Source organism: Dysosmobacter welbionis, assembly GCF_005121165.3.
GTDB lineage: Bacteria > Bacillota > Clostridia > Oscillospirales > Oscillospiraceae > Oscillibacter > Oscillibacter welbionis.
On the sequence record NZ_CP034413.3, the window covers coordinates 1,594,152 to 1,614,495 of the forward strand.

Sequence of the window (20,344 nt, forward strand, 5' to 3'; positions counted from 1 at the left end):
GGTTGGTGTAGGCCGACACAAGTTGGTTGGCTAGCCCCCACACGAATCCCAGACCCGCCTGGGGTCTTCCGGCGGACCGCAAATTTTTTGAAGGAGGAGAAATCCCAATGAAGAAGTTCCTTTCTCTGGTGCTTGCTCTGGTGATGACCATGTCTCTGGTCACCGTCAGCGCCGGCGCCAAGGACTTCACGGACGACAGCGAGATCACCTACAAAGAAGCTGTGGATGTGATCTCTGCCCTGGGTGTTGTCGACGGTTATTCCGACGGCGACTTCCGTCCCGATGATGTCCTGACCCGTGGCGCGGCCGCCAAGATCATCTGCAACCTGATCCTGGGCCCCACCACCGCCTCCGCGCTCAGCGCAGGCACCGCTCCCTTTAAGGATGTTCCCGTGACCAACACCTTCGCGGGCTACATCACCTACTGCTCTCAGCAGGGTATCATCAGCGGCTATGCTGACGGCACCTTCCGTCCCACCGGCACCCTGAGCGGCAACGCGTTCATGAAGATGCTGCTGGGCGCTCTGGGCTATGACAGCTCCATCGAGGGCTACACCGGCGCCAACTGGCAGGTCAGCGTCATCAAGCAGGCCAGCGGCATCGGTCTGGACGACGGCAACGACGAGTTCGTGGGCTCCCAGGCTGTGACCCGTCAGGAGGCCGCCCTGTACGCCTTCAACATGCTGCAGGCCACCATGGTCGAGTATGACAAGAAGGACACCATCGTTGTGGGCGACATCACCATCAACACCACTTCCACCCGCAAGGACGTGGAAAACAATACCAACACCGACGGCAACATCGATGGCGAGCGCAACGGCGACGGCCTGATGCAGTTCGGCGAGAAGTATTTCAAGGACCTGGAGAAGGAGGATGCCACCGACATCTTCGGCCATCCCTCCAGCAAGTGGGTCTATGATGGCGACGATGTGGGCACCTATGCCAACGAGGCTGACGCCACTTATGTGGTGGAGGACGACGATATGGACGTCGGCCAGGTGGTCACCAGCTCCAGCTACATGAATTACAGCAGCTCCGAAGCCAAGGATGCCAAGTACTTCCTGAACGGCGATGACAATGAGGTGAAGTCCTCTGAGCTGGTTGCCGTGGGCGATATCGTCGAGGCTTACGAGAATGACAACGGCGATGTGGAGACCGTTGTGGTTTCCCGCTACACTGTTGCCAAGATCGACAAGGTCGATACCGACGTCAGCACCGCTGAGAGCCGCAACGGCGCCTCCGAGGTCCTGACCCTCACCGATCTGGACGGCGACAACAGCAACGACTACTACGACAAGTACGACGATGCCGAGAAGACCCTGCGGGGCTATGCCTCCTCCTATGACGAGGGCACTGTTCTGGCCGTGGCCTTCCGCGACGGCAAGTTCGGCGATGAAGTCCTGGCTTCTTACGAGGCCGAGGCTGTCACCGGCGAAGTCACCGCTTTCCGTGAGGACGAGACCGTCACCATGGACGGCACCAAGTATGAGTTTGCCCGCAACGAGAACGGCACCGCTGGTTTCGTGGACGGCATCACCAGCAACTTCGACTTCGACAAGGAGTACACCATCTACCTGACCGCCGACGGCTATGTCATCGGTGTGGAGGGTGCCGCTGGTGCGGACCTGAACGACGTGTACTATGTGACCGGCGTTTACTGCGAGGAGAGCCGTTACAATGCCAACAAGTTTACCTGGTACGCCCAGGCCGTGTCCCTGGCGGATGGTTCTGCCTCTGACATCGAGCTGGATGAAACTGATGCGGACAATGCACTGAAGGCTTTCATTAATGATGAAAAGACAGATGAGTTTACTGTTGTCAATGGCCTGTATACCTTTGATGATGACATTGCCACTGCTTGGGACGGGGACAGAGACTATACCGTCTATGGCTTCAGTGATAGTGGTGAGCTGAACACCAATTTGAAGGATGCTCTGGCTATGGACGACACCAAGTTCTCCACCACCATCGTCGGCGGCGGTAGCGGCAAGACCTTCTATGTGGACGAGAACACTCAGTACCTCGGCGTGGATGATTATGCCGATGATATCGACACCGTCTATGCCATGGGCGGCATGAAGGGTACACCGAGCAACGGAAGCCGTGTGATCGTGATTGCTGACCAGGATGAGAACCGTGACGCCCTGTATGTGATCCTGCTCGGCTCCGACGCTTCCGTTGGCTCCGCCGACATCCTGTACGCCGCCGGCAGCAGCACCGACAAGGTGGGCACCGACAAGTACGTCCGCGAGTTCTGGTCCATGGAGGACAACACCAGCGAGGACATCACCATCGATGAAAAGCTGAGTGCCCATGGCTTCTATGAGGTGGACAGCATCGACGAGGACGGCGTCTACACGCTGAAGGACTATGACAAGACCGCTTCTTCTATCGATGAGGATTCCGACGGCATCGTCGTAGAGGATCTGGCGCTGGACAACACGGACCAGATCTATCGCAACGCTCTGAGCGGCTCCATCGATAACGTCAAGTTCGACGATGTCAGCATCGCCAACGCCACCATCATCGATGGCCGCAGCAACTCCGACCGGAACGACTCCGTGTATGACCGCGAGATCAACAGCATCTCCCGTCTGGAGGCCGCTCTGGATGCCGTGAGAGACGAGGATCTGGAGACCAAGGGCACTGTGGAGATCGATCTGTACGTGAAGGACGGCGAGATCACCTTCATCTGCGTCACCGACGTGGGCGGCGTTGCCAAAGATGACGGTGAGCAGGAAAGCGGCGAGCTGGACCTGACCGGTGTGGAGAATTTCGTCTGCAACAGCAATATCGTTACTGTTGACCTGGTCGGCACCGGAAAGATTCCCGCTAACTATCCTGTTACTGTGACTCTGATGAAGGCCAACAGCACCGAGGGCGATGCGGAAGTCGGCTCCAAGGAGCATGTAAACGAGACTGCCTATGAGGTTAATGATTGGAACAACCTGGGACAAATCGCGATCCAGGAAAGTGGTAATTACTATGTAATTATCACCATCGAAAATGAAGACGGCAGAGTTGTGGATGAGTTCACTTCCAACACTGTCCGCTTCGTCTACACTGCCCAGCCGTAAGGCAAATAGTTTCTTTCAAGTAACTTGTTGCGCAAGAAAGCCCCCGCTCGTAAGAGCGGGGGCTTTCCCTGTTTCCATCACATCCAGGCCAGTAGTGCTGAACAACGTCGGCATCGTTCCCCCCTGACTGGCCGGTGCCTCGTGGTTGATGAAAAATCCATCGTCCTCCAGCCCCGCGTATTGGCCCGCAGCTTTCAAAAAGGTCTCTCCAGGAGTTGAAGGAGATCCTGTCTGCTCAGATAACTTTTCCCTCTTCCCCATGGGTGCCGGTCTTCCGGCGCTCATTTTTTTGTAAAATACAGCCAGATTCAAGACAAAAGTAAAAAAATATATTATGATAGATTGAAAGGGGGGTTCCAAATTCTGGAAGACAGGCTGCGCAGCTTCCCCACGCAATGGAAGATGTCGAATTTTCTGAGAGATGTCGTTTTTTCAGGCTTTGCTGTTTTTCGTCGTACAATCTTCTCATCGCAAATTTCGAGGAGGTGCTCTCCATGGACACGATCATCCGGGAAACGCTGCGCCCCTTTGGCATTACGCGCAATTACCGCGGTTACCCGCAGACGGTCCGCGCCATTGCTCTGGTCCTGGAAGACGAATCCCGCCTGCTCAATGTCACCGAAGAGATCTATGAAGTCGTGGCCCTGCAGACCCGGTGCCATCCCTCCAACGTGGAGCGGAACATCCGGACTGTCGTTCTCTGCGCGTGGCATACAAACCGACCGCTTCTGGTCAAAATGGCGGGATTTACGCTGACGGCTCCGCCCCGCGCCTCCCAGTTTATTGATATCATTGCCTCCTACATCCAGCGGGAAGTTTTGAGTGACCCCAACCGCCGTGTGCTGATCTGATGCCCCTCGCCTGTCTGTTCCGGGATTTGGTACCGACGGCCCATCTGCGGCCCCCGTGCGGCAGGGATTCCCGCATCTGCTGATAAGGTGGGATTCCCGCTCTTTACTGGCGGCCTGCCGGAGCAGCCGCCAAATCGCCCGCTCCCCTCTCCCCGGCCAACGAATCCGGCACAGGCGGCCGCCCTATTCCGCGGGGCGGCCGCCTGTCAGTCTCTCACTCTATTTCTGGCCGGTGATCAGCGCCAGCCGGGTCTCCACGGTGTCCAGCTGCTTCTTCACATTGCCCACGATATCCGCACCCACGATGTTTCCCTCGCTGTCCACGATATATGTAGTGGGATAGGTGGAAATATCCGCAACGAAGTCCTTGTAGAAATCGCCCTCCGGATCCGGAGAGATATTGTGATAGGTCACGCCCTTTTCCTTCAAAATCTCCCGGGCCGTGTCCAGCTGCTCCCGGCTCTCGCCGGAGTCGGTACCCACACCGATGAGGTTGATGTTTCGCTCTTTGAAATCCTGATACAGCTCCTCCAGTTCAGGCATCTCGGCGATGCAGGAACCGCAGCCATTGTTCCAGAAATTGACGATGGTGGCGTCATAGTCGGCGAAAATGTCGCTGGAGATCTCATCGCCCGCAATGTCCACCTCGGAAAATTCCGGGAAAGGTGTCTTGGACACCAGGGCGTCCTCTTCACCGGAGCTGCAGCCGGTCAATGCGGCGGTCATCAGTACCGCCGACAGCAATAGGATCAGAACACGTTTCATGTGGCAGTCTCCTTCTTCTCTTGTATTCTTTTGATCGAAAATACCCTGGTGATGGCCCCATGGGGGCAGGCAGCCGCACAGTCCCCGCAGCGGATGCACTCAGCATGGTTGGGCGTCCTGAACACATCCACATCCATCCTGCACGCACGACTGCACGCCCCGCAGGCGGTGCACCGGCCCGAGTCCACCTGCAGGCGGCAGATGGAAATTCTGTTGCACAGCCCGTAAAAGGCCCCCAGCGGGCACAGCCACTTGCAGAAAGGCCGGTAGAAAAACACCGCCAGCAGAGCTGTCCCCAGCAGGATGCAGCTCTTCCAGGTAAATAGTCCGCCCAGGCCGGCCCGGATGCCCGCATCGGCCAGCGCCAGCGGGATGCCGCCCTCCAGGATGCCGGCGGGGCAGATATACTTGCAGAAGAACGGGTCGCCCATTCCCACCTCGTTGACCACCGTCATAGGCAGGACAATGACGAAGAGCGCCAGAATCCCGTATTTCAGATAGGTCAAGATGCGGACCCGCCTGGTGCTGAACTTTTTTGCAGGGATTTTGTGAAGCAGCTCCTGGAACCATCCGAACGGGCACAGAAAGCCGCACACCACCCGCCCCAGCAGCGCGCCTGCGAAAATGAGGAATCCCACCACATACCATGCAAACTGGAACTTGGAGGAGCCGATCACCGCCTGAAGCGCCCCGATGGGGCACGAAGCTGCCGCGGCCGGACAGGAGTAGCAATTCAGCCCGGGGACGCAGACGGCCTTCAGGCCGGTCCTGGAGATCCTTCCATGCAGGAAGTTCATCAAAAAGGGGTTGGAAGCCAGCGCGGCCCCCAGCTGGATCTTCCAGCGATGCTTGTTTTCAGCCAATGCCCACACACTCCAAACACAGGTTGACGCCCTTGTGCAGGACCATGTCCGCTTCCCCGCGCCACAGCCCCAGTCCAATCATCAGCAGGGCGGCTGCCAGACAACAGATCGTGATCTTTCTCATATCAGCCCATAGCCGCCATAGCGGCGCCGCCCTCTGCCGCCGTCCCAGACTGGAACGCGGCGTTCCGGCTCATCTCCACAAAGGCGGCCGCGGACGCAGGCAGCTCCTCTGCGTCCACGGCGGAATACCATGCAGAGAGGAATGTTCCGTTCACATACCAGGAGGCGACGTTTGGCATCTCCCCGTCCTCCACCATGCTTCTGTTGCTGCCCACAGCTGCTGCCAGAGAGTCGTTGTAGAGGATGACGGGGAAGGGTGCATCGGCAAACATCTCGCTGCCGGTTCCGCTTTTGGTGCAAACCAGGATTTCCGCCCCATTCTCCGCAACGCCCCCATATCCCTCCGCCAGTGCGTTATAGAAGACCTGCGTCCCCTCCGCTTCCGGATCCAGGAAGGCAAAGAACACCACATCCCCAAGCTGTTCCCGGGTAAACGCCTCTCCGGACAGGGTGGTCGTGGCAAAGTCGCCCACCATGTTGCTCTCTGTTTTGCTGGCGGCGGGAACGCTGTTCTCCTCATAATAGGCATCCACCCACGCCTGATCGACCCAGCCCTTATCCAGGGCGTCCTCGATGGTAAGCGTACCAGCCTCGATGGATTGTTCCACATCCTCCTGACTGGGCCGCTTCTCTCCGCAGGCCGCCAGGGACAGGGCCATGGCAGCGGCCAGACCCAGCACGGCCAGCTTCCGTTTGTTCTTGCATCGCTTCATAAAAAACCTCCTTGCCGCACCTGCGGCGGATTTTGGACAGGAGGCATTGTAGCATGGAAAACGTAAATTTCCTGTCAAGGCGGTCTTGATGGAAATTTTATCTGGATGTGCTATAATAGCCGCACATGGAAAAGGGCGGTGAGTGGGATGCGGATTTTGGTGGTGGAGGATGAGCGTCTCCTGTGCGACGGGATCGCGGAGGATCTGAGACTGGAAAAATACACGGTGGATTGCTGCTACGATGGTCCGGCGGCCTGTGAGCGGCTGTTTGTGGAACCCTATGATCTGGTGGTCCTGGATCTGAACCTGCCAGGCATGGATGGGCTGGAGCTGCTCCGGCACATCCGGACGGAACAGCCGGAGCTGCGGGTGCTGATTCTTTCCGCCCGGTCACAGCTCTCAGACAAGGTGGCAGGGCTGGATCTGGGCGCGGACGATTACCTGACCAAGCCGTTCGCCCTGGAGGAATTGGAGGCCCGGGTGCGGACGCTGCTGCGCCGGGAATTTCGTCAGCGGGAGTCCCTTGTACAGGTGGGCGCGCTGACCCTAAACACCGTGACCCGGGAGGTCTCCGGCCGTGGGGAACCCCTTCCCCTGACGCCCCGGGAATTTGCCATCCTGGAGCATCTGATGCTTCACCGGGGATGCTGGATCAGCCAGGAGGAGCTGATGGAGCATATCTGGGAGGCGGATGCCAACCCCTTCAGCAACGCCGTGCGGATGCACATCTCCTCGCTCCGGAAAAAACTGCGGAAGCGGCTGGGCCATGATCCGATCCAGACCAAGGTAGGTCGGGGCTATCGCCTGGCCGGAGAGGAGACGGCATGAGGAAACCGATGTCCCTGCGCCTGCGGGTCACTCTGCTCTGCGCAGCCCTGCTGACGCTCTGCTGCCTCCTGCTCACTGTGACTAACAATTTTTCGGCCATCCGGATGGCCGACGCCATTCAGGCGGTGCCGCTTCTTCCGGCGCAGCGCGCAGAGCTGGAAGACAGTGTCAGCCTGCCCATGGCGGAACTGCATATCAGCGATACGATCCAGCAGGCTCAGGGGGCGTTCCACATGCAGAGCCTGCTGGCCATGGTTGCCATCCTGGCGTTGGGCCTGTTCCTCATATACCGGCTGGTTGGAAAAGCCCTTGCTCCGTTGGACACACTCACTTGCCGGATCCGGGAGCGGACGGCTGCGGATCTGGCGCAGCCCGTTGAGATCCCCGACAGCGGGGATGAGGCGGCCGCAGTGGCCCTGGCGTTCAATCAGATGTCCCAGCGGCTGAACCAGGTCTTCGTCATGCAGAGGAACTTCTCCCGCAACGCGGCCCATGAATTCCGCACACCGCTGGCAGTCCTAAAGACCCGAATCGGCCTGTTCCGCAAAAAGCAGGACTTCCGCCCCCAGGCCACACTGGAGCTGCTCCAGATCGTCGAGGGGGAGGTGGACCGCTTGTCCGCCATGGTGAGCGAACTCTTGGAGCTGACCAATCTGGAGCGGGCATCCCGCGGAGAGCGGCTCTCCTCCGGCCAGCTGATCCGGAGCGCCGCGGACCAGGCCGCCCCCCAGGCGGAAGCGCGGAGCATCACCATTTTGGTGGATGCCGCGCCCTGTACCCTGGCCGGAAATGCAGAGCTGCTCCGGCAGGCGGTATGCAATCTGGTGGAAAATGCCGTCAAGTACAGCCCGGCCGGCAGCGTTGTACACATCGCGGGCCACCGGGATGGGGAATGGTTCCAAATCGTGGTTGCCGACCAGGGACCCGGCATCCCGGAATCGCTCCGCCAGCGGATTTTCGAGCCCTTTTTCCGGGTGGATGATTCCCGCTCCCGACAGCTGGGCGGTGCCGGACTTGGACTGGCACTGGTGCGGGCCATCGCGGAGTTCCACGGCGGCGCTGTTTATGTGGAAAAATCCCGGGGAGCGGGAAGCCGATTCGTCCTGAAGCTGCCATGCGAACAGGATCCTCCGCCGGATTGAGATCCAAACTGACGTCTTTTGTCAGACGGGATCGGCGGAAACGCCTCGCGGCAGTTATTTTCATGCCCCTGGCTGTGGGCAAGCTGCCTTTCCGTGCGCCGCCCCCTGGGGCTCAGCTTTTGGGCGGAAGACGCTCTGCGGAGGGAACCGCCGTCCGGAAGCCTGCCACCGACACGTGGCGGGGCAGTCTGCGTACAACGTTTGAAGATATCAGCGTCTCTGCAAACGCAATTCCCGTTGCCTCTCCATACAGCCCTGTAATCTGTGCGCCACTTACAGCAGGAAAGCACCTGAAATCTAAAGATTTCAGGTGCTTTTTGCTTCTCAGCGGACAGTGCGCATCTGTTTTGGGCTTCGCACATCAAGTTTCCTGCGGATAGCAGCAGCGAAGCCCGCATGACGCCCGCATCTCTCCAGGAAAAATGTGCTTCCGGCACACGCAATTCTCCAATCGGCCCCTTAATAAATGCTGACAGTTCGAAAGGATGTATACCTCCAGATCCGTCAGTTGGTCTGCCGGGCTGTTTTCCCCGTGATGGGCTCCTGACTTATGATTGATGCGGCCCATGACGATCTTTGCCATGCCGCTGACCCTTGCGTATTCCGCGATCTGCACCGCAGGAGCCGTCCCGTACACCATGGAAATCTGCGCCCCCTGCTGCTCCGCCAAGTGCAGATTGCAGCGCAGTTGCTTTATATTCCCTGTGGTAAAGAAATTTTGCAGGACCTGTTTGGTCTGGCGTTTCCGACAGACTTTTCCCACCCGAAGAAGCCTCTCCACATCCCGATGCTTGGTATGCCGGCACCCCTGGGTGTTGTTGTGCGCCGCTTCATCCACCAGGACAGTTGGAATCTGGTCAATATCAACCCTCCCGGAGTTGAATGCCGCGGTATTCGTTTTTCTTATTCAGCAAGACCTCCCGTCCGTTCAGCAGGGACAATGTATCCGGTCTTACATGCGGGGCTCCACATAGCCCACCACCAGATCAGCGCCCTCTTTCTGCGCCTGATGCGCCGCTTACGACAGGGCATACGTTTTGCTCACGCCGGCCGCATAGCCAAAAAGGATTTTTAGCCTCCCCGGAGGATCCTCCGCTTCCGGATCGTGTGGGAAATTCGCGCATTCATTGTTTGTCCGTCCCCTATGTACTCACCCTCCCACAACTCGTCATAGAATCAATACCTTGTCCCGTTATCGTATCACGCGTAATACTACCAAACCGTGAATAATGGCGTCATGATCGGAAGATAGAATTGGGGCGCTCCCACCAGCAGGAAAACGAGCGCCAGAATCATTTGGCGCTCGTTTCATAACTGTGTGTATCGTCCCATCCCAAAATCCGTTTGGCCATCAGATAGATTCCCGGCTTGTAAAGGACCAGAACCACATCCAAGGCAGGACTCCGGCGTATAAAGTCCGTAATCGCTTGGCCGGCAATATAGATTGCTTCTTCTCGTGGGATGTGATATTCTCCCGAAAAAATAAGTGGAAACGCAATGCTTTTGCATCCGCTGGTCACTGCCCTTGTCATGGCGCGGCGGTAGCAGTCTGCCAGCAGTAACCGCTCTCGCTCCGCGCCTCCAAACCAGCCAGGTCCGGCCACGTGAATAATATAGCGGGCCGGCAGCCCAAAGGACGGCGTCATCACAGAATGTCCGATAGGACAATGGCCATGACGTCGGCAAGCCTCCTCCAGCTTTGCACTATCCGCTGCGGCGAAAATTGCCTCACAGATCCCCGGCGTACGCTTCAGTTCTGTGTTTGCAGCATTTACAATGGCATCCGTGGCAATATTTACGATATTTCCCATCCAAAGATGATACGGCATAGGTCTTCCTCCTTTACAGCAGAGCACCGCATACCAGATACCCCAAAGCGGAAATTCCGCTGGCACACAGCGCATACGGAATCTGAGACAACGCATGATCCATGTTCTCGATCTTACAGCAGCTGGATGTCAATACCGTGGCATCGGAATAGAAGCAGGCATGGCTGCCGAGCGTGGCGCCCGAGACAATCGCCCCCATGACCAGGAGCAGATTTGTGCCGATGCTCTCCGCCAGCGGCAGCAGGATTGGCGCAACGATGGCCGGAATCCCCCACACGCTGCCTGTACTGAAATTCAGGATCGCCACCACCAGAAATGTCACCAGAGGGAAGATCACGGCATTGACATGGGGCTGCACCAGGGTAATGATGTAATCGGCAATCCCGATATCGGTCATTGCCTCCTGCATGACAAACGCAAAGAAGATGATGGCCACCGTGGGAATCATGTTGCAAAAGCCGTGCATCGCCAGATCACAGAACCTGGAAAAGCTCATTTTGCCTCTGGGAATATAGAGTACAAAGCACACTGCAATCGCAGCAACCACGGCCAGAAACAGCTCTCCGGAAATGATTGCCAAGATAATCAACACGCCCACCGGCAGGATAAAGTCCATGAGGCTGCCCTGTGTCTGAAATTCCGACTCATCCTCCTCGTTGAGCGGTGCGCTCTCCGGCGAATAGACCTTGCCGGTCTCCTGAAGGCGGCGGTAAGCGGTCCGCATCCGCCCCAGCTTGGGAACAACGCCAACGATAAACAGCGGCACGATGATAACCGCTGCGATGGCGTAAAAGGCAAAGGGGATCACGTGATAGAATGTCTCTATCGCCGTTCCATAGCCCAGCTCCGCAATCCCCGGCTGCGTGAAAAATAGCCCGGAAAAGAAGATTGCCCAGGTAGAGAACGGCAGAATGGCACACACCGGCGCGCCGGTGGAATCGATGATGTAAGACAGGGCCTCCCGGGGCACACGGCGTTGGTCGGTCAGTTTTTTCATGCAGGTGCTCAGTGTCATGATATTCAAATAGTCATCCACAAAAATAAGAATCCCCATGATCCAGGTGACCATCATGGTGGACCTTGGCCCCCGGCAGAGCTTTCCAAGCGCCCTTGTAAATCCCAGTGTTCCATGGGATTCTCCCAACAGCGTAATGAGGCTGCCGAACAACGCGCACACCAAAAAGACCCATTGGTGCGAATAATCTGTCGCCACGCGGAAAAAAGCATCCATCCAGTCGGTGGCGATGTGAGACAGTGCATACACTCCCTCGGACGGGATCCGTGCAGCGCTGGTAATCACATAGGTCAGCAGAGTTCCAAAGATCAACGGTTCCAGAGTCCGCTTTGTTTTCAGCGCAAAGGCAATGACGAACAGGACGGGGATCAGTGTCCATATTCCATATTCCATGAGTACAACCTCGTTTCTACCACAGTCGCATTTATTGGAGTGCTTCTGGTGCCCGCTAAAGTCATAATAGAGCACTTCCGATGAAGATAGTGTTAGTTTCCCGGCTCTGGGATAAGGAATATATTAAGAACACCATTTGATTGAAATGACAAAATGATAGGCCGGCATTCCAGTCGATGGAATGCCGGCCTCTACTGTACAGCGGATATTCCTTTCCGGGCATTTTCTGAGTCCGGAATGTCCCCTGCGCAATTCATCAGCTGCCAGTTTATTTGCCACGCTCCAGATAGTCTGCCGCAAACTGCGCATACAGTGCGGCCCCCCTCTGCAGCACCGGCTCATGGACTGTATAGCGGTCGTTGTGGTTCCCCACCGTCATACCGAGTTCCTCATTTCTCGTTCCAAGAAAACCGAACACCGCTGGAATCTTATCGGCAAAGAAAGCAAAATCCTCACTGCCCATCATCTGGGGAAGTTCTTTCAAACACGCTTCCCCATAGAGTTTCACAGCTGCGTCATGGGCGATTTTATTCAACTCTTCATCATCGTTATAAAGAGAGTTTGCATAGTAATCATATTCAACCGTGGCAGTCGCGCCAAAAGCCTTGGCTGTGTTTTCAGCAATCCGCCGCAGCCCCGCTTCAATCTTCATACGGAATTCTGCGTTATAAGTCCGGGTGGTTCCAAACAGTTCCGCATGGTTTGCAATAATATTATACCGCTGTCCGGCGTGCATCTCTCCGATATTTACTACCAGCGGGTTTAAGGGGTCGTTCGTTCTGGAGACAAATGACTGGATATTGCTGACAATCGCTGCGGCAGCCAAAAGTGCGTCCACACCCAGATGCGGCTGTGTCCCATGGGCGGAAACGCCATCTACCTTGATTACAAAGTTATCCACACTGGCCATGCGGGGCCCCGCCTGCACATTGATGTATGGCTCCTCCAGTGTCGCCCACACGTGCTGGCCCATAATGGCATCCACGCCATCAAGGATACCCGCTTCAACATAGTATTCCGCACCGTGGCAGGTCTCCTCCGCAGCCTGGAAAATCAGTTTGACGTTGCCTTGCAATTCGTCTTTCGTCTCCATCAGCATCTTTGCCGCACCGAGAAGCATGGAGATATGGCAGTCATGGCCGCAGGCATGCATGACGCCCTTATTTCGGCTTGCAAAGGGCAGGCCTGTCTTTTCCTCTACCGGCAAGGCATCAATATCCGCCCGGAGAGCCACAGTTCTGCACGCCTTTTCGGCCTTTCCCCCCCGCAGCATCGCACATAATCCGGTATGGTCCGGGAAGCGTTGGATCTCGGTATAGCCCATTTTCTGAAGCTCTGCCGCAATATGCTCTGTGGTCTGGACTTCCTCGAGGCTCAGTTCCGGGTTCTGGTGGCACCATCTGCGCTGTTCCACAATGTAATCCAATGCCTGTTCAGCCAGTTCTTTATAGTTCATAACAGTCCTCCTATTTCTGAAGAAGCATCTCCAAAATCAAATCATCACATTTAGAGGAACCCTCATTCCCAAGCCGCACGAAATTTCTGATCGTTTCTTCCGGGTCTGTTTCTACAATTCCATCTGTCGCTTTCACGCTTTCACTCCGAAGGGCCATAGCGGCACATTGGAAGGCGGCAAAGACACAGGTGCTGATCTTCAAGGCGCAGTCTGCCTTGGCACCGTCACAGAGCATTCCGCTCACATTCCCAAACATATTGTTTACAGCAAATCCGATCTGCTCCAGCGTGCCTCCTTGTAGATACACCAAGCCGCAGGCTGCGGCGGCAGCGGCAATGGTCGCCCCGCAGAGCCCGGAGAGCGGTCCGAAATCCGCGTGGATATGAATCGCCATCAGGTTGCTCAGCGTGACGGCGCGAAACGTTCTCTCTTCATCAATACCAAGACTCTTCGCGGCAGACAAGATGGGAACTGTTGCGGTAATGCCCTGATTGCCGGATCCGGAATTTGTGATGACCGGGGCATTGGCTCCCGCCATTCTGGCGTCCACCCCGCTGGCAGTCATGGCTACGGCATCCATGACAACATCGTGCCCCATCAGCCCCGCTTCCTGATTGTTCCGGATACCATGGCCGATATTCAGTCCGTAATCACCCGCTGCGCCCAGCTGCGCGATATGCCCATTGACTTCGATGGCCTCTTGGATCATGTGTAAATCATCCTGTCGGCGATCCATCGTCTCCACAAATTCATAGATCGTCCGGATATTCAGCGTCCTGCTGATCTGCTCCGGCGTGATATCCGTTTCCATCGTCTGCCCGGGCAGCTCACAGCCCACCCTCTGGTGGTCCCGCTCCACAAGGATCACATTGGTATGCGCTCCCTTAATAATGGCGCGGGACTGGTGTTCTTTATTCACCAGTTCAACTTCCACATACAGCTTGTCCGGATCAAACGCCCTTCTCACGTCCACATATCCATTTTCCACAAGATGGGCCGCTCTTTCAATGTCTTCCGGGCGGGCGTCATCCACAACCCGGAGCTGGCGGTCCACCGCCCCGCACACAGCACCCAAAGCAGCTGCATAATTTATTCCAGTATAGTTCGTTCCGGGTATCCCCGCAGACATCGCGTTCTTGATGATATTCGCGCTGGCCCTGACCTTGATATGCTCCAGCTCTCCATCCAACTGCTCTCGGGCAATGGCGGCTGTCAGCGCAATCGCGGCAGGCTCTGTGCAGCCGGTGGCCAGCATCATCTCATGATTCAATATTTGACAAATCAGTTTCCGATTCATAGCGATACGCTCCTATTCTATGATCCCAACCAACATTTGATTCTACAAAAGCGGAACACTTCGTGTCCCGCTTTTGTAGATGATATGGCCTTTACAATCAGAACATTTTGGCAAATACGCTTGCAATGATAACGGACGTGATCGTCACAGTGGTAAAGCCGCCGACAATCATGGGCGGGAACATCTTGCTCATCAGATATTCCTTTTCCTCCGGGGTCGCCGCCAGAGCGTTGCAGGTGTTTTCAGTGATAATTGCATTGGGCGGGAACCCATACAGGGCAGTCAATGCGGTGGCAAAGGCCAGCAGGAACGGGATCTTCAGTATTTTTGCGCTGACGAAGCACAATACCGCCATGCCAGCAACACCGACAACAATCAGAATGACCATCGGCCCGATGATGCTGCCCAGCATCTGGGGCGTGCAATCCTTCAGGCCGTCAAAGATATACATCATCAGAGCGAACATGACAATGCCATAGGAATTGCTTTTATTCAGTGCGTTCTCATCCAGAAAACCAATGCTGGTGAAAATAATGCCCAGAACCAGTGCATACACAGCGCCGCTGATCGTCATGTTCAGGCCGGGGATGACAACTCTTCCCAGCTGTGTGGCCAGCCAGGCCACGAATCCCAGCTTGCCCAGCATCACCACAACAGAATTCCACTTGGCAGGCGTGGGGGGCAGCAGTTTCTTGCGCGGACTCTCGGTGGTTTCCAGCTTTCCGTTGACTGCATCTACCGCATTTGAAACGCCGGCAACCGACACACCGCCGTTCCGGTATTCTTTCAGGAGCTTTTTGCCCTCCAGCTGGAGGCAGACCGCCGTAAGCGGATACCCCGCGAACCCCTGGACGCAGTACATGGCGATAGCAAACACAGCCGCTTCCTTGAGGCCGGCAGCATTGGCCGCCTCCATCATCGTCGTTGCAGCCACGATGCCTCCGGTGAGAGGAGGCAGTCCCGCGACAACAAAGCTGCGGTCCATGAGCAGGGGGCAGACGAACAGTGCCAGGACGCACATACCCGCAAGTCCCGCAAGGCAGACCACAATGGTCTTCCACTGCTCCAGCAGCTGCTTGATGCTGATCACGGTGCCCATGTGCGTAATCAGCAGATAGATACCGATTGTGCTGCCAAAGGGAATCAGTACGGCGTCGCTGATCAGCGTAGTGGGAAGGACTGTCCAGTAGCCCACCAGAATGATAGCGGCAGTTACGAATACCGATGGAATCCATGCTTTTGTTGCCGTGGAAACGACCTCGCCAATGATGTACACTGCAGCGCAGAGCACAAACGCTAGTGCAAAGTTATACATGTCTTTTCCCCCTCTTTACTTATTCAGCACATATTTCGGCGGCAGAACTGCCTCCTTTCATGGTTTTGCATTCTCCCACCCAATATGAGTCTGACCAATTACTGTGCGTTGAAATCCATTGCCACCTGCGCATAGAGCATGGCGCCCTTCAAAAGCTGTGCCTCATCCACGCAGAAATTGCCGGAATGGTTTGGCCAAACGGCTCCGCAGGCCTCGTTTCCGGTTCCCAGCAGTGCGATTGCTCCCGGCACCCTCTGCATGAAGTAGGAGAAGTCTTCGCCGCCGGTGGTAGCCGGATTGGATGCGAGGCAATTCTCACCCAGGACAGCAACCGCGGATTTTTGGGCGATGGAAACCACCGCCTCATCATTGACAGTGGGCGGCACGATGCGCAGGTACTCCAGCTCTGCCTCAGCGCGGTAAGCCTCGGCTGTGCCTTTGATAACTCTTTCCATCCGTTCCTCAAAGGTTTCCCACACCTCATTGCTGAAGCAGCGGGTGGTTCCTGTCATATAGCTGTTCTCCGCCACTACATTCCAACGGGTGCCCGCCTGGATCGTCCCTACGGTAACGACCGCCGGGTCCATAGGCGAGATCTCCCGGCTGATGACGGACTGCAGGTTATTGATGATGGCAGCCGTTACAACAGCTGCGTCCACACCCCGCTCCGGCTGTGCGCCGTGGCACCCCTTTCCCTTCACAGTGATATGGAATTCGTCTGCCGACGCCATCCGGGGGCCGGCTTCCAGAGAAACCATGCCGGACTTCACATCTGTCCACACATGAATGGCAAAACATGCGTCCACGCCGTCCAAAGCGCCCTGCTCAACCATGGACTTGGCACCCAGAGCTACCTCCTCCGCAGGCTGGAAAGCCAGTTTTACCGTGCCGCACAGTTCTTCTTTCATGTCATGAAGGATGCGGGTGGCGGTCAGGAGCATCGCAATATGGCAGTCATGGCCGCAGGCATGCATAATGCCCTCGTTTTTGCTCGCATAAGGCGCCCCGGTGGTTTCCTGAACCGTCAAGGCATCCATATCTCCGCGAAGCAAAATGGTCTTGCCGGGCTTTGCGCCTTGAATGGTGACCAGCACACCCGTCTCCAGCCCACAGGGCCGCCAGGAAACGCCTATCTCGTCCAGCGCCTCTTTGATTGCCTTGCTGGTGTGATATTCCTTGGTGCTGACTTCAGGATGCTGATGGAAATAGCGGCGCTTTTCGATCAGATACTCTCCGTATTGGGCGGCGACCTCTTGCACATTCATAACAATTCTCCTTTTCTCGCGAATTTTTTCGCTTTAAATGGTTAAATCATTTTGAACTTTCCAAATCTGATTACTTCAGGAATTCCAGAGCAATAGAAACCAAGGTCCTGATGCCTGCCGGCATAACATCCTCCCGAACCGCACACTTGGGATTGTGCAGGGGCGCCAGCTCTCCCTCGTGTCCTGCATAAAGCATCAGATAGGCGCTGGGGATACCACCCAGCTTTCCATAGAAGCTGAAATCCTCACTGAAAGGCATTGGATCGGGCATGGGACCACCGCGTCCTCACCCAATTCCTTTCGGACCGCGTCAGCGGCAAGATCCATCAGCTCTTTGTCATTGAAAGCGCTGGGATATCCGTCGGCATAGTGAATATGTACTGTATTTCCGGAGGCGGCCTCGATACCTTTTGCAATTGCCTGGACCTGTTCCTTAATCACGCTTCGCACACTTTCCGAATACGCTCTGGTCACGCCGCCAAACTTGACCTCCGCCGGGATCACATTGGGCGCGTCGCCGCCATGGATGCTCCCCAGGGAGAATACTGCCATCTCCATAGGGTCCACCCGGCGGGCGACGATCTGCTGCATCATCACGATCATCTGGGCGGCAGCCAGCACGGGGTCCGTTGTATTCTGCGGCTGAGAGCCATGTCCCCCTCTGCCGGAGACGGTGAAGTCGAACAGGTCCACGGAAGTTGTTATGGGCCCGATGTGGAACCCAACCTGTCCTGCCCGGTGGGCGTCCGGCAGCACATGCATTCCATAGATCGCGTCCACATGGGGGTTTTCCAGCACGCCTTTTTCCACAAGCTCCTTGGCGCCGCCAGGTAATGTATCTTCGCTATGTTGGAATATCAGCTTGACACAGCCCGCAAAACGCTCTCTCATTCCGCACAGGATCTTGGCCGCGCCCAGCATCATGGATGCATGCATATCGTGGCCGCAGGCGTGCATAATCCCCGGATTCTCACTGGTATACGGCAGTCCGGTTTCCTCCTGCACGGGCAATGCGTCGATATCGCAGCGCAGTGCCACGCAGCGGCCCGGGCCTCTGGCTCCATGGATCAACGCTACAACGGCGGTTGGTACAGGCCGTTCGATTGCATCAACCCCGTATTCCTCCAGCTTCTTTCGAATCAGGGCCGATGTCCTTACCTCGTTTCTTCCAATCTCAGGATGGCGGTGAATATCCCTGCGAATCTCTACCATCTCCGGGAAATATTCCTCCGCTCTTTCTTTTATCGTACTCGTCTCAAATTTCCTCCTTCCTGCATGGCTTCCGGAAGCCATTGTTTGTTCAGCATGGTTTCTATGTTTGCGAAGCAAACATAGAAACAGGGATCCCTGTTTCCGACAATACGATGTTGCTTTAACTATACTTTATCTATAATAATCCTAAACCACAAAGTATATCAAGTCAATATTTTTCTCCTGACTTTTCCTGACTCCAGCATTTTGAGCACTTCCTTGTTAGAGTCGGAGACCCTTTTCCGGGTCTTGTATCCTATCGGCGGAAAGCCAGAAGCGCACTGACACAGGCGGCAAATTTCCACATGGCGAAGGTGCTCTGACGCCCGATCAGATACTCAATGCAGAATGTAGTTGCAATATCCGCTCATCGTACGTCCATCCAGCGCACGTTTCCAGGCGGTCAGGCCCATTGGTCTTGCTGCGGTCTGCATTGGTGCAAATGATCTCTGCCCCACCGCGCCCTGTGACGGCGTAAAAGCCCGCAGAACTTATTTTATACCACGGTATAGAAGTCCCGTACGGTGGCGCCCGGCACAGATGTCAATGATCTGCTGCCAGATACGGCGCTCACTGGTCCGAATGGAATTACCTCCGCTCCAGCGGTTTTAAAGGAGCCGATGCTGAAAGTAGTCCTACCCTGCCTGAGGCGTTCATCACCCAAGGCAAAGTTCTTGGTTCATTACTCTTTCAGTTCACTGGTGGCCCAAATGCGGATGTGGGCGGCCCGCAGCGATGGTCCAGGTTGTAAAAGCGGGCTTCCCTCGTTTTGGTCTTTCTATCCATCGCTCCGTAGAGCGTGCTTGTTACATTTTTGCAACAACTCCTTTGTCCTGCAATTCGCCTTTCTGGACGATATTAGTTTCCTTTCTGAGAATGGCTTGGAATGGCGAGAAGGAAGATAAGCTCTCACTCTTAAGTTCACGAACGTGATATTATAAGAAATAGTATTTGCATTCGCCCCGCAAAAAGCCGTTGCACCGTGAAAAGCCTTGAGAATACTGAATTTTTTGCCTTTTAGGACACTGGAAAACACACTGATTTTCGGTGCTGTGGTGCCCAAATTCCTTGCGGCGATATAAAACCACACAAGCAAATGTAAAGAAAAATCAGAATTATCGAGGGTAAAAGCACTCCCTGCTTTTGCCCTCTTGACTGCCGCACGAGCAGAAGCATTCGTACTTGTCAGCGGCGGGCGGGTCCCGTTCATCTTGACTATTGACAAGCGGGAATGGTTCTGCTGTCTCAGGATTTATGCAAACCTCAAAAAAGCGGCAGACCACTGCGGGCAGAACTCTGCGGCGAAGGTCTGTCCCAGACTGTCCGGGGCATTCAAACCGCCCTTCATGCAGCACTGAATAAAGCGGTGGAGGAAAACGGATTTTCTGTAATCCCTCAGATGGGTGTAATTGGAGCAACGGGTGATATTTGCTGCATCCCATAAATTGGGTGATATCCTACGCCACCCATGTCCGCGCTGGTCTTAGAGGGCTACTGGGCGCACGCCAAAATGAAATTTGACAAGTGCTGAATACTATAAAATTTCTCCTACAGCCATCATAAGTGATGTTGTACTCGGCTTTTCAAGTTAGATCAAGTGTTGGCGGAACTGACACCAGAGGAACGGAGTAAAAAGCGGTTGGAGCAGACAAACCCGGTTTTAGACGCACTGTAGTCATAGACAAATGAGATGCAGGTGGAAGCAGCACCGAAATCTGCAATGAGAGGAGTTATCCATTATCTGCTGAAGCAGTGGCCGTACCTGATCCGGTATCTGGAATACGAGCAACTAGAAGTGAGTGCCAACCGCGCCGAGCATAACATAAAGTCGTTCATAATGAGCAGGAAGAATTGGCTATTTATCAATACGAATACGCCCGCTGGTACGCAGACCAGCGCAGTTCCACAGTTTCATTGAGCCAGCAAAGGAAAACGGCCTTGATTTGTACCGGTATCTACTTTGGTTTCAGAAAAGTGCGCTGGTACTGGGCCAAAATCCAGGCTGAGAATCTGGCTCCCGCCAAGGCCTCTTCGGAATCCAAAATGCTTCCATAACGAAAATTACCCTGCTTATATTGGCAAGGCAATTCCAAGCACCGTTATCTTTAATGGTTACAAAAGTCCCGCCCCTCCGGTACTGGGCCGGAGGGCGGGACTCTCG

At 55.6% G+C, this 20,344-nt stretch carries 19 protein-coding genes; 7 read left to right on the plus strand and 12 right to left on the minus strand.

Features of this window, described 5'->3' with window-relative positions; all coding sequences use genetic code 11:
* Nucleotides 1-107: 107 nt before the first annotated feature.
* Nucleotides 108-3,077: an S-layer homology domain-containing protein gene (locus tag EIO64_RS08670; protein ID WP_119311711.1), complete on the plus strand. Its 2,970-nt coding sequence runs from the start codon at nt 108-110 to the stop codon at nt 3,075-3,077.
* 15 nt (nt 3,078-3,092) lie between these two features.
* On the opposite strand, the gene EIO64_RS08675 is transcribed toward EIO64_RS08670, so the two are convergent.
* A complete protein-coding gene (locus EIO64_RS08675) occupies nt 3,093-3,437 on the minus strand; it encodes a hypothetical protein (RefSeq protein WP_158629748.1) in 345 nt (114 codons plus the stop codon).
* A 134-nt stretch (nt 3,438-3,571) separates the two neighbouring features.
* On the opposite strand from EIO64_RS08675, the gene EIO64_RS08680 reads away from it, so the two are divergent.
* The gene (locus EIO64_RS08680; protein WP_025543633.1) at nt 3,572-3,928 is read left to right on the plus strand and encodes a sporulation initiation factor Spo0A C-terminal domain-containing protein; all 357 of its coding nucleotides are present in this window, start codon (nt 3,572-3,574) and stop codon (nt 3,926-3,928) included.
* Nucleotides 3,929-4,147: 219 nt separating this feature from the next.
* On the opposite strand, the gene EIO64_RS08685 is transcribed toward EIO64_RS08680, so the two are convergent.
* The 4 genes from EIO64_RS08685 to EIO64_RS08695 are packed head-to-tail and all read right to left on the minus strand — an operon-like array spanning nt 4,148 to nt 6,392.
* The gene (locus EIO64_RS08685) at nt 4,148-4,693 is read right to left on the minus strand and encodes a TlpA family protein disulfide reductase (RefSeq protein ID WP_119311713.1); all 546 of its coding nucleotides are present in this window, start codon (nt 4,691-4,693) and stop codon (nt 4,148-4,150) included.
* On the minus strand, nt 4,690-5,556 hold the full coding sequence (locus EIO64_RS08690; protein WP_249390861.1) for a 4Fe-4S binding protein: 867 nt from the start codon (nt 5,554-5,556) through the stop codon (nt 4,690-4,692). Before EIO64_RS08690 ends, EIO64_RS08685 begins: the two co-directional genes overlap by 4 nt.
* Nucleotides 5,549-5,680, minus strand: coding sequence for a CD1871A family CXXC motif-containing protein (locus tag EIO64_RS18790; RefSeq protein WP_256264661.1), 132 nt, complete (start codon nt 5,678-5,680; stop codon nt 5,549-5,551). Before EIO64_RS18790 ends, EIO64_RS08690 begins: the two co-directional genes overlap by 8 nt.
* 1 nt (nt 5,681) lies before the next feature.
* Complete coding sequence (locus EIO64_RS08695) at nt 5,682-6,392, minus strand: hypothetical protein (RefSeq protein ID WP_119311714.1); 711 nt, start codon at nt 6,390-6,392, stop codon at nt 5,682-5,684.
* Nucleotides 6,393-6,539: 147 nt separating this feature from the next.
* Here EIO64_RS08695 and EIO64_RS08700 point away from each other — a divergent pair, with 147 nt between their 5' ends.
* The 3 genes from EIO64_RS08700 (at nt 6,540) to EIO64_RS08710 (ending at nt 9,437) form a co-directional block, all read left to right on the plus strand.
* Entirely contained in the window at nt 6,540-7,220 is a 681-nt protein-coding gene (locus tag EIO64_RS08700; RefSeq protein ID WP_021747951.1) for a response regulator transcription factor, read from the plus strand.
* Complete coding sequence (locus tag EIO64_RS08705; protein ID WP_119311715.1) at nt 7,217-8,362, plus strand: sensor histidine kinase; 1,146 nt, start codon at nt 7,217-7,219, stop codon at nt 8,360-8,362. The genes EIO64_RS08700 and EIO64_RS08705 overlap by 4 nt, the downstream gene beginning before the upstream one ends.
* Before the next feature lie 550 nt (nt 8,363-8,912).
* A complete protein-coding gene (locus EIO64_RS08710; RefSeq protein WP_136891223.1) occupies nt 8,913-9,437 on the plus strand; it encodes a hypothetical protein in 525 nt (174 codons plus the stop codon).
* A 217-nt stretch (nt 9,438-9,654) separates the two neighbouring features.
* Here EIO64_RS08710 and EIO64_RS08715 read toward each other — a convergent pair whose 3' ends face one another.
* The 7 genes from EIO64_RS08715 to EIO64_RS08745 all read right to left on the minus strand — a co-directional run bounded on the left by EIO64_RS08715 (nt 9,655) and on the right by EIO64_RS08745 (nt 18,144).
* Nucleotides 9,655-10,191, minus strand: a complete 537-nt coding sequence (locus EIO64_RS08715) for a macro domain-containing protein (RefSeq protein WP_025543626.1) — start codon at nt 10,189-10,191, stop codon at nt 9,655-9,657.
* Between the two features lie 13 nt (nt 10,192-10,204).
* Nucleotides 10,205-11,599: a Na+/H+ antiporter NhaC family protein gene (locus tag EIO64_RS08720; protein WP_021747956.1), complete on the minus strand. Its 1,395-nt coding sequence runs from the start codon at nt 11,597-11,599 to the stop codon at nt 10,205-10,207.
* A 268-nt stretch (nt 11,600-11,867) separates the two neighbouring features.
* Entirely contained in the window at nt 11,868-13,055 is a 1,188-nt protein-coding gene (locus tag EIO64_RS08725) for an amidohydrolase (protein ID WP_119311717.1), read from the minus strand.
* A gap of 10 nt (nt 13,056-13,065) precedes the next feature.
* Nucleotides 13,066-14,352 carry an L-cysteine desulfidase family protein gene (locus EIO64_RS08730; protein WP_021747959.1) on the minus strand — a complete coding sequence of 429 codons (1,287 nt, stop codon included), beginning with the start codon at nt 14,350-14,352 and terminating at the stop codon, nt 13,066-13,068.
* Between the two features lie 97 nt (nt 14,353-14,449).
* Nucleotides 14,450-15,667 (minus strand): hypothetical protein, encoded by a 1,218-nt coding sequence (locus tag EIO64_RS08735; RefSeq protein WP_021747960.1) that lies wholly within the window; start codon nt 15,665-15,667, stop codon nt 14,450-14,452.
* 98 nt (nt 15,668-15,765) lie between these two features.
* Complete coding sequence (locus EIO64_RS08740; RefSeq protein WP_136891224.1) at nt 15,766-16,932, minus strand: amidohydrolase; 1,167 nt, start codon at nt 16,930-16,932, stop codon at nt 15,766-15,768.
* Between the two features lie 195 nt (nt 16,933-17,127).
* Entirely contained in the window at nt 17,128-18,144 is a 1,017-nt protein-coding gene (locus EIO64_RS08745) for a M20 metallopeptidase family protein (protein ID WP_158629749.1), read from the minus strand.
* A gap of 1,759 nt (nt 18,145-19,903) precedes the next feature.
* Between EIO64_RS08745 and EIO64_RS19200 the strand changes: the two genes are divergently transcribed.
* Nucleotides 19,904-20,101: an IS66 family transposase gene (locus tag EIO64_RS19200; RefSeq protein ID WP_369522171.1), complete on the plus strand. Its 198-nt coding sequence runs from the start codon at nt 19,904-19,906 to the stop codon at nt 20,099-20,101.
* Nucleotides 20,035-20,238, plus strand: a complete 204-nt coding sequence (locus EIO64_RS08750; RefSeq protein WP_170180079.1) for a hypothetical protein — start codon at nt 20,035-20,037, stop codon at nt 20,236-20,238. Before EIO64_RS19200 ends, EIO64_RS08750 begins: the two co-directional genes overlap by 67 nt.
* The last annotated feature ends 106 nt before the right edge of the window (nt 20,239-20,344 follow it).